Source organism: Pseudoalteromonas amylolytica (assembly GCF_001854605.1).
Taxonomy (GTDB): Bacteria; Pseudomonadota; Gammaproteobacteria; order Enterobacterales; family Alteromonadaceae; genus Pseudoalteromonas; species Pseudoalteromonas amylolytica.
On the sequence record NZ_MKJU01000022.1, the window covers coordinates 162,017 to 175,781 of the forward strand.

The 13,765-nt window shown below is 44.3% G+C and carries 10 protein-coding genes and 5 tRNA genes; 13 read left to right on the forward strand and 2 right to left on the reverse strand.

What is annotated here, in order from left to right:
- Nucleotides 1-4: 4 nt before the first annotated feature.
- The 3 genes from alaS to csrA all read left to right on the forward strand — a co-directional run bounded on the left by alaS (nt 5) and on the right by csrA (nt 4,101).
- Nucleotides 5-2,608 carry an alanine--tRNA ligase gene (gene alaS, locus BET10_RS05170; RefSeq protein WP_070984055.1) on the forward strand — a complete coding sequence of 868 codons (2,604 nt, stop codon included), beginning with the start codon at nt 5-7 and terminating at the stop codon, nt 2,606-2,608.
- Nucleotides 2,609-2,611: 3 nt separating this feature from the next.
- Nucleotides 2,612-3,811 carry an aspartate kinase gene (locus BET10_RS05175; RefSeq protein WP_070983871.1) on the forward strand — a complete coding sequence of 400 codons (1,200 nt, stop codon included), beginning with the start codon at nt 2,612-2,614 and terminating at the stop codon, nt 3,809-3,811.
- A gap of 101 nt (nt 3,812-3,912) precedes the next feature.
- On the forward strand, nt 3,913-4,101 hold the full coding sequence (gene csrA / locus BET10_RS05180; RefSeq protein WP_070983872.1) for a carbon storage regulator CsrA: 189 nt from the start codon (nt 3,913-3,915) through the stop codon (nt 4,099-4,101).
- A 36-nt stretch (nt 4,102-4,137) separates the two neighbouring features.
- On the opposite strand, the gene BET10_RS05185 is transcribed toward csrA, so the two are convergent.
- Complete coding sequence (locus BET10_RS05185) at nt 4,138-4,602, reverse strand: YcxB family protein (protein ID WP_070983873.1); 465 nt, start codon at nt 4,600-4,602, stop codon at nt 4,138-4,140.
- A 411-nt stretch (nt 4,603-5,013) separates the two neighbouring features.
- Here BET10_RS05185 and BET10_RS05190 point away from each other — a divergent pair, with 411 nt between their 5' ends.
- The 4 genes from BET10_RS05190 (at nt 5,014) to BET10_RS05205 (ending at nt 8,483) form a co-directional block, all read left to right on the forward strand.
- Nucleotides 5,014-5,250, forward strand: coding sequence for an OadG family transporter subunit (locus BET10_RS05190; RefSeq protein ID WP_070983874.1), 237 nt, complete (start codon nt 5,014-5,016; stop codon nt 5,248-5,250).
- A 12-nt stretch (nt 5,251-5,262) separates the two neighbouring features.
- Nucleotides 5,263-7,050 carry a sodium-extruding oxaloacetate decarboxylase subunit alpha gene (oadA, locus tag BET10_RS05195; protein WP_070983875.1) on the forward strand — a complete coding sequence of 596 codons (1,788 nt, stop codon included), beginning with the start codon at nt 5,263-5,265 and terminating at the stop codon, nt 7,048-7,050.
- Between the two features lie 9 nt (nt 7,051-7,059).
- Nucleotides 7,060-8,190 (forward strand): sodium ion-translocating decarboxylase subunit beta, encoded by a 1,131-nt coding sequence (locus BET10_RS05200; RefSeq protein WP_070983876.1) that lies wholly within the window; start codon nt 7,060-7,062, stop codon nt 8,188-8,190.
- Nucleotides 8,191-8,300: 110 nt separating this feature from the next.
- Complete coding sequence (locus BET10_RS05205; RefSeq protein ID WP_070983877.1) at nt 8,301-8,483, forward strand: hypothetical protein; 183 nt, start codon at nt 8,301-8,303, stop codon at nt 8,481-8,483.
- A 46-nt stretch (nt 8,484-8,529) separates the two neighbouring features.
- Here the strand turns inward: BET10_RS05205 and BET10_RS05210 are convergent, their stop codons facing one another.
- Complete coding sequence (locus BET10_RS05210) at nt 8,530-11,319, reverse strand: ATP-binding protein (protein WP_070983878.1); 2,790 nt, start codon at nt 11,317-11,319, stop codon at nt 8,530-8,532.
- A 331-nt stretch (nt 11,320-11,650) separates the two neighbouring features.
- On the opposite strand from BET10_RS05210, the gene BET10_RS05215 reads away from it, so the two are divergent.
- The 6 genes from BET10_RS05215 to BET10_RS05240 all read left to right on the forward strand — a co-directional run bounded on the left by BET10_RS05215 (nt 11,651) and on the right by BET10_RS05240 (nt 13,398).
- Nucleotides 11,651-11,726: transfer RNA gene (locus tag BET10_RS05215), tRNA-Phe, on the forward strand.
- Nucleotides 11,727-11,737: 11 nt separating this feature from the next.
- Nucleotides 11,738-11,813: transfer RNA gene (locus BET10_RS05220), tRNA-Thr, on the forward strand.
- 199 nt (nt 11,814-12,012) lie between these two features.
- A tRNA-Phe gene (locus BET10_RS05225) sits at nt 12,013-12,088 on the forward strand.
- Nucleotides 12,089-12,099: 11 nt separating this feature from the next.
- Nucleotides 12,100-12,175 (forward strand) — tRNA-Thr (locus tag BET10_RS05230).
- 68 nt (nt 12,176-12,243) lie between these two features.
- Nucleotides 12,244-12,319 (forward strand) — tRNA-Phe (locus BET10_RS05235).
- Nucleotides 12,320-12,600: 281 nt separating this feature from the next.
- Nucleotides 12,601-13,398 (forward strand): helix-turn-helix domain-containing protein, encoded by a 798-nt coding sequence (locus BET10_RS05240; protein WP_070983879.1) that lies wholly within the window; start codon nt 12,601-12,603, stop codon nt 13,396-13,398.
- Nucleotides 13,399-13,765 lie beyond the last annotated feature (367 nt).

Below are 13,765 nucleotides of genomic sequence, written 5' to 3' on the forward strand. Positions count from 1 at the left end.
TCACATGCAGCACATGACTACCGCACAGATCAGGCAAGCGTTTTTAGACTTTTTTGCCAAACAACAACACCAAGTTGTGCCTTCAAGCTCGTTGATCCCGGGCAATGACGCCACTTTGTTATTTAACAATGCAGGCATGGTGCAATTTAAAGATGTTTTTCTAGGGGCTGAAAGTCGCCCATACAACAGAGCAACCAGCTCACAACGTTGTGTACGTGCCGGTGGTAAGCATAATGACTTAGAGAATGTGGGCTATACAGCACGCCACCACACTTTCTTTGAAATGCTTGGTAACTTTAGTTTTGGTGATTACTTCAAACAAGATGCTATCAAGTTTGCTTGGCAGTTTTTAACTGAAGTACTACAGCTACCAAAAGAAAAGCTGCTAGTCACCATTTATCACACCGATGACGAAGCTTTCGACATTTGGAACAAAGAGGTTGGTATGCCAGAAGATCGTATCGTTCGTATCGATACGGCTGATAACTTCTGGTCTATGGGTGATACAGGCCCATGTGGTCCTTGCTCTGAAATTTTCTACGACCACGGTGAACACATTTGGGGCGGACGCCCTGGCACACCAGAAGAAGATGGCGACCGCTTTATCGAGATCTGGAACCTAGTATTCATGCAATACAACCGTCATGCTGATGGCACGATGGAACCACTCCCTAAACAGTCTGTTGATACTGGTATGGGTCTTGAACGTATCTCTGCGATCATGCAAGGGGTGCATTCAAACTACGAGATTGACCTGTTCCAAGGCCTAATCAAAGCCGCTGCTGAAGTAACTAATGCGCAAGACCTTGAAGACAAGTCTTTACGCGTTGTGGCGGATCACATTCGTTCATGTGCGTTCTTGGTATCTGATGGTGTGATGCCTTCAAATGAAGGTCGTGGTTATGTACTGCGCCGTATTATTCGCCGTGCTGTTCGTCACGGTAATAAGCTAGGTGCAAATGGTGCGTTCTTCTACAAGCTGGTAGCGGCGCTGATCGAGCAAATGGGTCAAGCGTACCCTGAGCTTGCGAAACAACAAGCTATTATTGAAAAAGTATTGCGCATAGAAGAAGAGCAGTTTGGCAAAACTCTAGACCGTGGTTTGGCTATTTTAGAAGAGAGTCTCGCTGATATTAAAGGTGATGTGATCCCAGGTGAGCTGGTTTTCAAACTGTATGACACTTACGGTTTTCCAGCAGATTTAACAGCGGACGTGGCTCGTGAGCGCTTCATGACGATTGACGAGCAAGGCTTCCAAGAGTGCATGGACGTTCAGCGTAAAAAAGCGCAACAAGCAGGTAAATTCGGTGCTGACTATAACGATAAATTAAAATCAGAAAAAACCACTGACTTTAAAGGCTTCGATTCTGAGCATTACACAGGCACTGTGGTTGAGTTATTCCACGAAGGTAAGCCTGTATCTATGTTACAAGATGGTCAGCAAGGTATTGTGGTACTTGACCGTACACCGTTTTATGCGGAGTCAGGTGGTCAGGTTGGTGATACTGGCTCATTAACTGTCACTGGCGGCGAGTTTACGGTAACAGATACTACCAAGCTGGGTAATGCATTTGCTCATCACGGCACAGTGACTGGAAGCATCAGTATTAATGAAAAAGTTGATGCGCGTATCGACGCACAGCGCCGTGAAAGCATTAAGAAAAACCACACTGCAACACACTTGGTACATGAAGCTCTGCGTCAGGTATTGGGCGAGCATGTGGCGCAAAAAGGCTCTTTAGTAATGCCGGATCGCCTACGTTTTGACTTCTCACATTTTGAAGGCGTTTCTAAAGCACAGCTTCGTGAAGTTGAAGACATGGTGAACGCGCAGATCCGCACTAATTTTGCACTAAACACCGAGCTTATGAATATCGATGCTGCGAAAGAAAAAGGCGCAATGGCACTATTTGGTGAAAAGTACGACGATGAAGTACGCGTTGTTTCAATTGGTGACTACTCAATTGAATTATGTGGTGGTACACACGTAAACCGCGCTGGTGATATTGGTCTATTCAAAATCGTATCCGAAGGCGGTATCGCGGCGGGCGTGCGCCGTATTGAAGCGGTCACAGGTGTTGAAGCAATTAACTATGTTGCAGAGCAAGAACAGCAATTAAGTGAGATCGCAGCGCTGGTTAAAGGTGACATGAGCAATGTGCTGGAGAAAGTGGCCAGCTTACTTGAAAAGAACAAAGGACTTGAAAAGCAGATTTCGCAACTGAATGATAAGCTGGCCAGCGCTGCTGGTGCATCATTGTTAGAGTCCGCTGTTGACGTAAATGGCATCAAACTGTTGGTGGCAAACGTGGCAGGTACTGAGTCTAAAGCGCTACGCGGTATGGTTGATGACTTGAAGAACAAGATGGGCTCTGGTGTTATCGCATTAGGTGTTGCTGATGGTGACAAAGTAAGCCTAATCGCAGGTGTAACCAAAGACCTTGTTGGTAAAATTAAGGCTGGTGAACTTGTAAATCACATGGCTGCACAAGTGGGTGGTAAAGGGGGAGGTCGTCCTGATATGGCCCAAGCTGGTGGTTCAGAACCTCAGCACCTAGATGCCGCATTAGCAAGTGTTAATCAATGGGTTGCAGAGAAAACTCAGTAACTCGTGGCGTTAATCGTTCAAAAATTTGGTGGCACCTCGGTAGGCTCACTAGAGCGTATTGAGGCTGTCGCTGAACTCGTCATCAAGACCCAACAACAGGGCCATCAGGTTGTGGTTGTTGTCTCAGCCATGTCTGGCGAAACCAATCGTTTACTAAATCTAGCCAAGCAAATAGACAGTACACCGAGCGCTCGGGAGTTAGACGTGCTGCTAACCACGGGAGAGCAAGTGAGCGTGGCGCTATTGGCAATGGCAATTATTAAACGCGGTCATTCAGCTGTTAGTCTATTGGCTGATCAGGTGAGTATTAAAACGGATAACATGTCTGGTCGTGCTCGCGTAGAGCACATTGATACTGAGCGGCTACATCAAGAGCTTGAACACAATCGAATCGCAATCATCGCGGGTTTTCAGGGTCGCGATGGCGAAGGGAATATCACCACTTTGGGGCGAGGTGGTACAGACACCACGGCGGTGGAGGTAGCCGGTGTGCTACAAGCCGATGAGTGCCAAATCTATACCGATGTCGATGGGGTATACACTTCAGACCCGAGAATAGTGGCAAATGCACGCCGATTGCCTGAAATACATTATGCAGAGATGTTAGAACTCGCCAGTCTCGGCGCTAAGGTGTTACACCAACGCTCAGTGGAAGCTGCTAGTCGTTATCATACACCGTTACGGGTGTTATCCAGTTTTAAACCTGACAAGGGAACTTTGATTAGCTATAAGGAAGGATGTGTGTCAAATAATCCAGTAACAGGCATAGCCAATCAAGAAGCGGTGTATTATCAGTTCACTACGAGTAATGTGAAAATGCTCAGTCAGCTTTTGATGGCATTGGCTAAATTACAAATAGAAGTTGATATGTTACATCAATGGTGTCGCCAAGTAGGGATTTTCGACTATGCTTTTACTGTGCATAGCAATGATCACCTAGTTGTATTGGAGGTATTGCAGTCTGCGCCATTTGCACAGGATATCAACGAAATGACATTTGAGCAGGGCTTGGTAAAAGTCTCTGTTGTTGGTTTGGGTATAAAGTCTCACCCGCAAATACTTGCGCAAACTTTAGATGCGTTAGCGTATGAAGATATTTATCCCAAGTTAATGAGTACAACCGAAATTAAAGCTTCGATTTTAGTGGCAGAACTCGACCTGCAACGTGTTGTTAATAGGTTGCACGTAACATTTTTGCCTTAAAGTGCTACAAAGCTCGGTTTTTTGCTTACTTTTACGCTCACTTTTCATTAAAATGGCGAAGACGCGGAATCTTTTAATTATTGGAATACAGGAGCAAGAGAATGCTAATACTAACTCGTCGAGTAGGTGAAACCCTAATGATTGGTGATGAAGTTACCGTTACAGTACTAGGCGTAAAAGGTAATCAGGTGCGTATTGGTGTAAATGCACCAAAGGATGTGTCAGTACATCGCGAAGAAATTTATATGCGTATACAAGCTGAAAAGTCGAGCCCTTCTGGTAATATGTAGGCCAACAGCTTGTAAAGAAATATAGCCACAAAGTGGCTATATTTTTGTCTTTTCTAAAATAAAATCAAAGGCTTGTTGGCTAATTGCTGCCCGAGAAATATACTGCATTCCTCGCTTTGTTTTTAAGACAACACCCTTATCAGTCTGCTCAGCTGCTACTATTTCACTCCAGAGAAATTGATACTGCTTATATGGGTTAACCGCCTTAATACCGTCATTATCCATATCTAAAACCACTAAACTGCCCGCGGCTCTACTGAGCATTTGTCTGGCAACCCACCAAGGTTTTCGATAAACAAAAGCCACTACCTCAAGCACAGCCATTAGGGCTAAAAAACTTGCCAAGTACTGGTTTTTCACCACCACCCACGACAAAGTGGCCAACACTATTAGAAATACTAATAGAGGATACTTAGGTTTTGCTCTATCACTTAAGGGTAATGATTCGTCAAAACATTCTCTAAAGTATGCTTTATCTAGGGTGAATTTTTCCCTGAACATTAACAACTCCGAATTATCTAAAACGCCGCTATTGTAGCTTATTGCGCTGGGTAAAACAGTCTAAAGCTAGCAACTCAATAATGTACGATGTAAAGCAATGAAAATAACTATTGGTATTACCAATTTCACTGTAAATAAAAGGTTGTTTTCATCAGGATTAAGATGTCCTTAAAAGTAATATTGTGTGACACTATTTTGAATATTTTTCATATTTATAGCAGAAGTATGACGGGTGTTCGGTTGTTCTTTGTGTAAGTGGTTGAAAGTGCTTACGTACTTTGTTTGGTATTACCAATTTACAATGTTATTTACATGTCACATTGTTTTGTTATGATGGTGCATAAATATTTATAAAAAGCGATTAATAAATCGTGATGTGTCATAAAGCGCATCATCCAAGGGGAGAGCAGCATGGATATCATGAGCCTATTGCTACAGGCAGCCAACTTAATGCTGACAGGTATGGTTGGGGTTTTTATCTTTTTGTCGATTTTAATTTTTGCGGTGAAGAGTTTGGAAAAACTATCAGACCCGCAACAGCCAGAAGAAGTCGCTACACGTGCACCTAAGAAATCCTTTTCAGGTGTTTCAAATGCTCATATCGCAGCAATTACAGCAGCTATTGCACAGTACAGAACAAAAAAATAACAGGGGCCTACTATGTCACAACTAAAACTCACCGAGCTGGTATTACGTGATGCGCATCAGTCGCTACTCGCAACACGGATGCGTTTAGAAGATATGCTACCAATTGCAGAGCAACTCGATAAAGCAGGTTATTGGTCTGTCGAGTCATGGGGCGGTGCTACATTTGACGCATGCATTCGCTACCTTGGTGAAGATCCTTGGCACAGAATTCGTGCGCTAAAAGAAGCCATGCCTAACACCAAGCAGCAAATGTTGTTACGCGGCCAAAACCTGCTGGGATATCGTCACTATGCAGATGATGTGGTAGAAAAATTTGTACAGCGGGCGCATCAAAATGGTGTGGATGTGTTTCGTATTTTTGATGCGATGAACGATATTCGCAATCTAGAAACAGCCATTAAAGCCGCGATTAAAGTTGGTGCGCATGCCCAAGGCACTATTTCTTATACCGTAAGTCCTGTTCACACGTTAGATATGTGGTTAGAGCAAGCCAAGCAATTGGAAGCCATGGGGTGTCACTCAATTTGTATCAAAGATATGGCGGGACTATTAAAGCCGTACGATGCAGAGCAGCTGATCAGCGGTCTTAAAAGCACCGTGTCTATTCCAATCGCAATGCAGTGTCATGCCACAACGGGGCTGAGCACCGCAACCTATCAAAAGGCCATTGATGCGGGAATTGATATGCTAGATACCGCAATTTCATCAATGAGTATGACTTATGGTCACAGCGCCACAGAAACCATGGTCGCTATCACACAAGGAACCGCTAGAGATACAGGTTTAGACCTTGCTGAGCTGGAAAATATCGCCAGTTATTTCCGAGAAGTTCGCAAAAAATACGCAGCGTTTGAAGGCAGCTTAAAAGGGGTGGACGGGCGAATTCTGCTGGCACAAGTGCCCGGTGGCATGTTGACTAACATGGAAAACCAGTTGAAAGAGCAAGGAGCTGGAGACAAGCTTGATGCGGTGTTAAAAGAGATCCCAAGCGTACGTGAAGATTTAGGTTTCCTACCTTTGGTTACGCCTACGTCACAGATAGTTGGTACGCAAGCCGTGTTGAATGTGCTGACAGGCGAACGTTATAAAACCATTACCAAAGAAACTGCCGGTGTGCTCAAAGGTGAGTATGGTGCAACTCCTGCCGCCGTGAATACTGAACTGCAACTTCGTGTGCTCGACGGTGAGCAAGCAATTACCTGTCGTCCAGCAGATTTAATTGAGCCGGAGCTTGAGACTCTAGAAGCTGAGCTACTGAAGCAGGCAAAAGAAGATGAAATCGAGCTTGCCGATGAGCAAATCGACGACGTATTGACCTACGCATTGTTTCCGCAAGTGGGTTTAAAATTCTTAAAAAACAGAAACAACCCAGATGCGTTCGAGCCTAAGCCTAGTTTGGTAAAAGCGCCCAGTGAGAGCGAAAAGCAGACAACGAAAGCTGCCAAAAAGCCAGCAAGTGCGGCAGAGCGTTATAGCGTACAAGTAGATGGCAAAGTCTATGATGTGGTTGTGGCACCAGGTGGAGAGCTTAAAGAAGTTAAAGTACAAGACAGCGAATTGATGCCGCAATCGGCTTCGGTTAGCTCATCTGAAACCATGAACGCACCGCTTGCGGGCAATATCTTTAAGATCAAGGTAAAAGCTGGCGATCAGGTAGATAAAGGTGACGTCGTACTGATCATGGAAGCGATGAAAATGGAAACCGAGGTCAGGGCAACACACTCTGGCACTGTGTCTCAAGTATTAGTCAAAGAAGGCGACTCGGTGGCAACCGGTGAAGCTATCCTGGCATTGTCGTAGGAGAGAGACATGGACGGATTGTTGAATCTGTGGCAGGCCACAGGGCTTGCCAATTTTACGCTGCCTGCACTCGCTATGATGGCTGTCGGGTGTGGATTATTGTACTTGGCGATTGCCCGAGGGTTTGAACCGCTGTTACTCGTACCTATTGGTTTTGGTGCCATCTTAACTAATATTCCGGTGGCGGGCTTGGCGCAGCCGGGCGGGTTACTTTATTACGTTTATTACATTGGGATAGATAGCGGTGTGTTTCCGCTGCTTATTTTTATGGGGGTCGGGGCGCTAACAGACTTTAGCGCGTTGATAGCCAACCCAAGAATGTTGTTGTTAGGCGCTGCTGCGCAGTTTGGCATTTTTGCCACGTTGTTTGGTGCGATTGCATTAAACTTTGTGCCTGGGTTTGAGTTTACCCTCAAAGATGCATCTGCCATCGCAATTATCGGTGGCGCGGATGGCCCGACAGCAATATTTCTAGCGTCTAAACTTGCGCCAGAGTTACTCGGTGCAATCGCTGTAGCGGCATACTCATACATGGCGTTGGTGCCTATTATCCAACCGCCGATTATGCGTGCGCTCACCACGGAGCAAGAGCGTAATATTGAGATGCCACAACTAAGACCGGTATCCAAGAAAGAGAAGATCCTCTTTCCACTGCTGGTGTTGAGCTTAACCATTGTATTTTTACCAGCGGCAACACCGTTAGTTGGCATGTTTTGCCTTGGCAATCTGATGCGCGAATGTGGTGTGGTAGATAGATTGAGCAACACCGCGCAAAATGAGCTTATCAATATCACCACTATTTTCTTAGGGTTAGCGGTTGGTTCTAAGTTGGCCGCGGATCAGTTCTTAACGGTTGAGACAATCGGTATTTTGGTGCTGGGCGCACTGGCATTTTCAATTGGCACAGCCTCGGGTGTGTTTATGGCAAAAGCAATGAACCGCCTATCGAGTAACCCAATCAATCCATTAGTGGGAGCGGCGGGGGTATCAGCCGTACCTATGGCTGCTCGTGTTGTTAATAAAGTTGGCCTTGAGGCAAATCCGCATAACTTTTTACTGATGCACGCAATGGGCCCTAATGTGGCGGGGGTATTGGGCAGCGCTGTTGCTGCGGGGATTTTGCTGGCGCTGGTTGGCTAAGACTAACAAATCAGTTCACTTCCAACCGACTGCGCAGCGAAAGCTGCGCTTTTTTTGTGGTTATGGTTCGTGTTATAACAAGATAACACGAACCAATAATCTGCTAGCTCATGAATATTATCGTTATTTTAGTTTCTTTAGTGGTTGCGTTACTGATCTTAGTGCCTTTGCTAGAACGCTACCAACACACACTCGGATTACATAAAATGCAGCGCTATAGCAAATATGTTTTACCTTTGATCATGGTTTCATTGATCATCAAGCTGTTATATATGCTTTGGTATGAGGGCTAGTAAGCTGTGACTGAGGTTGTTAAAAAAGGGCGCTCTGCGCCCTTTTTTATTCTTCGTCTGGTGCAGGCGTTTGTAGATAGTTTTGAATAAACAGGGTTGCTTGTGTGTACACTTGGTCAAGCCCATCACGTAACGCTATCAGCGTATCTGACTCCAACTGTTGCGCTTTACATTGCGCTTCAAATTCGGTGGCAGCCTTAGCCACTTGTTCAGCACCAATTGTATTTGAGATTGACTTGAGCTGATGACAAGACTCCACGATTGCATCTTGATCCATTGAGATCACTGCGCCATATATTTCTCGTGTCAGCTGGCTACTTTGCTCTAAATACATTCTGAAGAAGCGACGCTGCTTTGCCTCGTCATAGTTCACGTACTTACTGAGCGTTTCTAGATTGATAGGGCAGCTGTTTGTACTAGGTTGCGAGTCATTCGTTTGCTCAGTAGCTTGTGCCTGTTCAGTAGCGGCCTCTGGGTGTGGCTTTTTGCTGGCCACGCTATCTACGTACTTTTGTAATGTGGCTTCTAACACATTGAGTTCAACAGGCTTGGTGATGTAATCGTTCATACCCGCGCTTAAACATCGCTCTCGTTCGCCTTTTAGGGCATTGGCAGTGACTGCGATGATGTATGGTTGAGCATTGATGTCATCGCTTTTTTCAGCCAAGTCGCGAATTTCTTTGACCATGTCATAGCCTGACATTCTGGGCATATGTAAATCGGTCAGAATGATAGGGTAGGTGCCGCTTTTCCAAACCTCTAGACCTTGCTCACCATTTTCAGCCACTTCAACGCCATAACCGAGTAGGTGTAGCTGATCTACCAGCACTTGTTGATTCAGAATGTTATCTTCAACTAACAATACCAGTCGGTTTTGTTGTTTCGCCTGTTCAACGCTTAGGTAGTTATTGAGTGTACGGGTGGGCTTAAGTTGCTTTGGTTGATGTAACCCAGCTGCAACAAGCACAGCGGTCATAAAACTGGTTTTACACAATGGTGAGGCATTGAGGTAAAAAATGTTTTTATGGTTGATAGCGGCTTCATCCATGGTGCTGAGCACAATGACTTGCTGATTGTTGTTCTCAAGCGAGTAAAGCAGTGAGCGGATTTGATCGTTTACATCGGCCATGTTTTCAAGTCCATCAAGGACCCAAATGATTGACTGCTTATGTTGAAAATCATCGGCGTCGTCAAATGAATTATGGGTTGTAGTTTTTGCCCCCATAAACGACAAGTAGCGTTGTAGTATCTTTTGGCGGTCATTGTTGTCTGTGATCATGACCACTTCTTTTTGATTGAGCACACTCTTGTTCACGTGTTGCACTTGGCCGTCGGTGCTAAAGGGTAGTTCAACGATAAATTCACTGCCCATGCCGATGTCGCTAGAAACATGAATGGAGCCGAGCATCAGCTCGATTAAACTTTTACAAATGGATAGTCCCAGCCCAGTCCCCCCAAACTCACGGGTAATACTGCCCTCGGCTTGAATAAATGGGTTAAAAATTTCTCTAAGTTGCTTTTGATCCATACCTTTACCGTTGTCGCTTACGGTAAAGCGTAAGGTGTAATGCTCTGAGGTGTTCTGAGCCACTTCAGCAGAAATCCTAACAAACCCTTGCTTGTCTTCATCTGTGGTGGTGAACTTAATGGCGTTGCTGCACAGGTTATACAGTACTTGGCGAACGCGCACTGTATCGCCAACTAAATTGTTGGGAATATCAGGGGCTATGGATAGTTGTAGGTCTAACTTTCTTTTTTTAGCAACCGATGACAGCACTCGAGCCACCTCTTCAACGGTCTCGGTCACTGAAAATGTGCGGCTGTCGATTTGTAATTTACCCGCTTCGATTTTTGAAAAGTCTAGAATATCATCCAAGATACCCAATAAAGAAAACGCTGAGTCTCTAATAATGGTGCTGAGCCTGTGTTGTGCGCCATCCAGCTCGGTTTGCCTCAATAGATCAATGGTGCCAATGACGCCATTCATAGGCGTTCTTATCTCATGACTCATGGTGGCAAGGAAGGTGGTTTTTGCCTCACTTGCGCGCTCAGCGTTTAGGGTGGCCTTTTCAAGCGCCAGAGTACGCGCCTGAACTTCTGTTTCTAAACTGGTTTGTAATTGCTTAAGTTCTTTATGAACTTCTTGGTCGCTATCAATTACAGACTGTATTTGGTCGAGCAACTGATTGATAAGGCCAGCAATGTGATTAAGGCCAAAACCTAATTGTGATGAGATATGAGCGTGGTAGTCTTGGCTGTTTATAATGCTTTGTAGTTCTTCTTGCAGTTGTTGATTGTGTTTAACTAACCCATTTGCCACGCGGCGACTGCTAAGCCAAGCCATCAACAACGCTACAAGAGCGGCTAAAATAAAGCCCGCATAGCCAAGCCATACCAATGATGAGCTACTCGTACTTTGATAGCGCAATATAAGCTCACCCACTAGTTGCCCATCAAGGTGCAAAGGCTGATGGGTCACTATGGTGTTGTTATCATGGCGAGTATCAACGGTAGAAAGGGTGCTTGGTACATCGCTTGATGACTGATAAATAATTTCAGGTTTGCTGGCACCAGTATGACTATATAAGTAGTACTGAATATCATCGGTTGCATACTCAACGCTGGCTAGCATTTTTTTCGCATCGTCAAAACCTGACTTAACCATCAAGCTTGCCAAAGGTGCGGATAGCTTAGTTGCTTGAATATCCAGTTGTGGTGCTTTTTGAGTTGTGGGTATAAAAAAGCTGGCAGTGGCACACATTGCGCCGGTTATTAGTGCCGTAATGAAAATTAACGGCATCAGGCTCGGTATTTTTATTTGCGAAGCATTTTGCATTATTGAAGTGTTCCAGTCTTTGCTATTCTGCGCTGAATAGCTCTAAAGCATACTACTTATCCAATCGTAACACTGTATATCTACAATTTCTCTACGTTTTTAGCTGCTAACGCTGTCGGTGCGATTTTACTATGAACAAGTATGTTTCATTCATTATTGACCAAAGCTTAGGCAAAAGAGTGTATTTTTGCTCACTCTGTCTGAAAACTGTGCAAACGCACGCTGGTTTTAAAAAAAGGGTTGACTTAAAAGGGCAAAACCCTTTTAATACGCCGCACGCCCAGACAGCGAAGTGATTAAAACTGCTCAGGGTTGTGTTGAAAAGTATTTTGCCCAGATAGCTCAGTCGGTAGAGCAGAGGATTGAAAATCCTCGTGTCGGTGGTTCGATTCCGCCTCTGGGCACCATCTTTCGGTGCGCCGACTTAGCTCAGTTGGTAGAGCAACTGACTTGTAATCAGTAGGTCATCCGTTCGACTCGGATAGTCGGCACCATTTCCTCGCTAGGAATAAAAATATAAGCAAAAAATTTTAATCTAGATGGTTCAATTAGTTGAACGGTTTAGTGTAGTATTGAAAATTCTGCTTAGGTTTTCTTTAAAAAGTGTTTTTGCCCAGATAGCTCAGTTAGTAGAGCCATTCGGGATAGCATTGAAAATCCTATTTAGAGTGATTTTCTTTAAAAAGTATTTTTGCCCAGATAGCTCAGTCGGTAGAGCAGAGGATTGAAAATCCTCGTGTCGGTGGTTCGATTCCGCCTCTGGGCACCATTATTAAGTGTGCCGACTTAGCTCAGTTGGTAGAGCAACTGACTTGTAATCAGTAGGTCATCCGTTCGACTCGGATAGTCGGCACCATTTAATTCTTAAGCAAGCCAAAAGCTTGTTCAAGTACTCACCCTAGAGTCACTTGACATAGTGTTTATGCCCAGATAGCTCAGTCGGTAGAGCAGAGGATTGAAAATCCTCGTGTCGGTGGTTCGATTCCGCCTCTGGGCACCATCCCCTCTCGCTTAGCGCGCATTTTTAAAATACCGTTTCCTACAAAAACACCCATTTCCTACAAAATCTATAACTTTGTCGCGCATGACGGAGGCGATTTAGCGAACGCCAGAAAGCAAAAAACCGCGATAAAGAAACTCAGATTAAGTTTGGCGACTTAAGTTTCCAACGCGGCTTTCATAAACATTCGAAAGTGTTTATATGGCTATCTTAGCCGTAGGGTAATCCTGTGTCTAGTAGGTAGTTAAAAATTTGCTGACGACGTTCCTGTCGAAAATGAGTTGAGTCACAACCAAAAAAATAAATTTGCACCAAGTGCAAAGCAAAACTTGGGCAACCAAGGTAAAAAGAAGCAAGTTTTCTTCTCGTTAGAAGTGCTGCATGAAACTAAATCTGATACCCAGACATTAGTTTTGGGCCATATTGCCTATCACCACGCTAAACACGGAAAATTTAACTCCAGCGTTTCATCTATTGCAAAACACCTTTGCTATTCCATCAACGCGGTAAAAAGTGCGCTGACACAGCTTCTCAGCGCTGAAAATAAAGAAAAACAGCCTCTGCTGCTTGAAGAATGTACAAAAGGCTACAGCCGTACATTGAGGCTTAATTTAAAACATCCACTAGGCTACCGGCTACTTCAAAGCTACACGCAAATCATTCATGGCCAACAAGCAGTGAATACTCTTCCCCTCTTTGGTCTTCAGTTACATTTATTCGACTCAAAAAGCCGATATGACTCTCGTCATCAACACAAAATGTTGATGCTACATGCGTTGATCAGTAGTAAAATAAAAGCTAGCAAACTATCTACACGTAATAAACGAGATACCTACCAACAAAGCATTTCTCAACTATCTAAAAAGTTGGGGTGGGCGTATATGACGGTAAAGTCTTTAATTGAAACCATGCGGCCACTTGGTTTGTTGTCTGTGACAAAAGAGCAAGTACGTCGTGTAGCAAAGTTTGTATTTGGTGAAGTGAAGGCAAGTAAAGCCAAAGAGCGCCGAACGATAATCCCCAAAAAAGAGCGCGAAGCACCTCCAATCGAGCGATACCGCGATATTCCTATAGCTTAATTCAGCTTTCGCAAAGCTAAATCAGAACTGCCTCGATGCAGGGCTTTGTCGTGTCTGAAGCTCAAGAAATAAAGCACGCAGACTTTCTGTTGGCTTCTTCAGGTGAATAAAAGTCAGAGTATTCCGGATTTAAGCAACTCGAGAGTCTGAAGGCGCTCTTTGCAACGCCTTTAGAGTACCGTGTGGATAAATCAGTGATAGGTGTTTTACGTTCAGTCTAAATCAGTGATCAAAGCTGAAAACTTAGTGATCTATCACTTTTAACTGGTGATGCCTTTAAATATAGTGTTTAAATATAAATAGATAGATTTTTACCAAAACGTAGTTTGGCCAAAATCATTTTTAAGTTTTTTAAAGGTAGCCGTTG

Bases quoted from the DNA above. Each gene is read 5' to 3' on its own strand.
- BET10_RS05185 (WP_070983873.1), bottom strand. From the start codon at position 4,602: ATGTTCAGGGAAAAATTCACCCTAGATAAAGCATACTTTAGAGAATGT.
- csrA (WP_070983872.1), top strand. From the start codon at position 3,913: ATGCTAATACTAACTCGTCGAGTAGGTGAAACCCTAATGATTGGTGAT.
- BET10_RS05205 (WP_070983877.1), top strand. From the start codon at position 8,301: ATGAATATTATCGTTATTTTAGTTTCTTTAGTGGTTGCGTTACTGATC.
- BET10_RS05210 (WP_070983878.1), bottom strand. From the start codon at position 11,319: ATGCAAAATGCTTCGCAAATAAAAATACCGAGCCTGATGCCGTTAATT.
- BET10_RS05190 (WP_070983874.1), top strand. From the start codon at position 5,014: ATGGATATCATGAGCCTATTGCTACAGGCAGCCAACTTAATGCTGACA.
- BET10_RS05200 (WP_070983876.1), top strand. From the start codon at position 7,060: ATGGACGGATTGTTGAATCTGTGGCAGGCCACAGGGCTTGCCAATTTT.
- alaS (WP_070984055.1), top strand. From the start codon at position 5: ATGCAGCACATGACTACCGCACAGATCAGGCAAGCGTTTTTAGACTTT.
- oadA (WP_070983875.1), top strand. From the start codon at position 5,263: ATGTCACAACTAAAACTCACCGAGCTGGTATTACGTGATGCGCATCAG.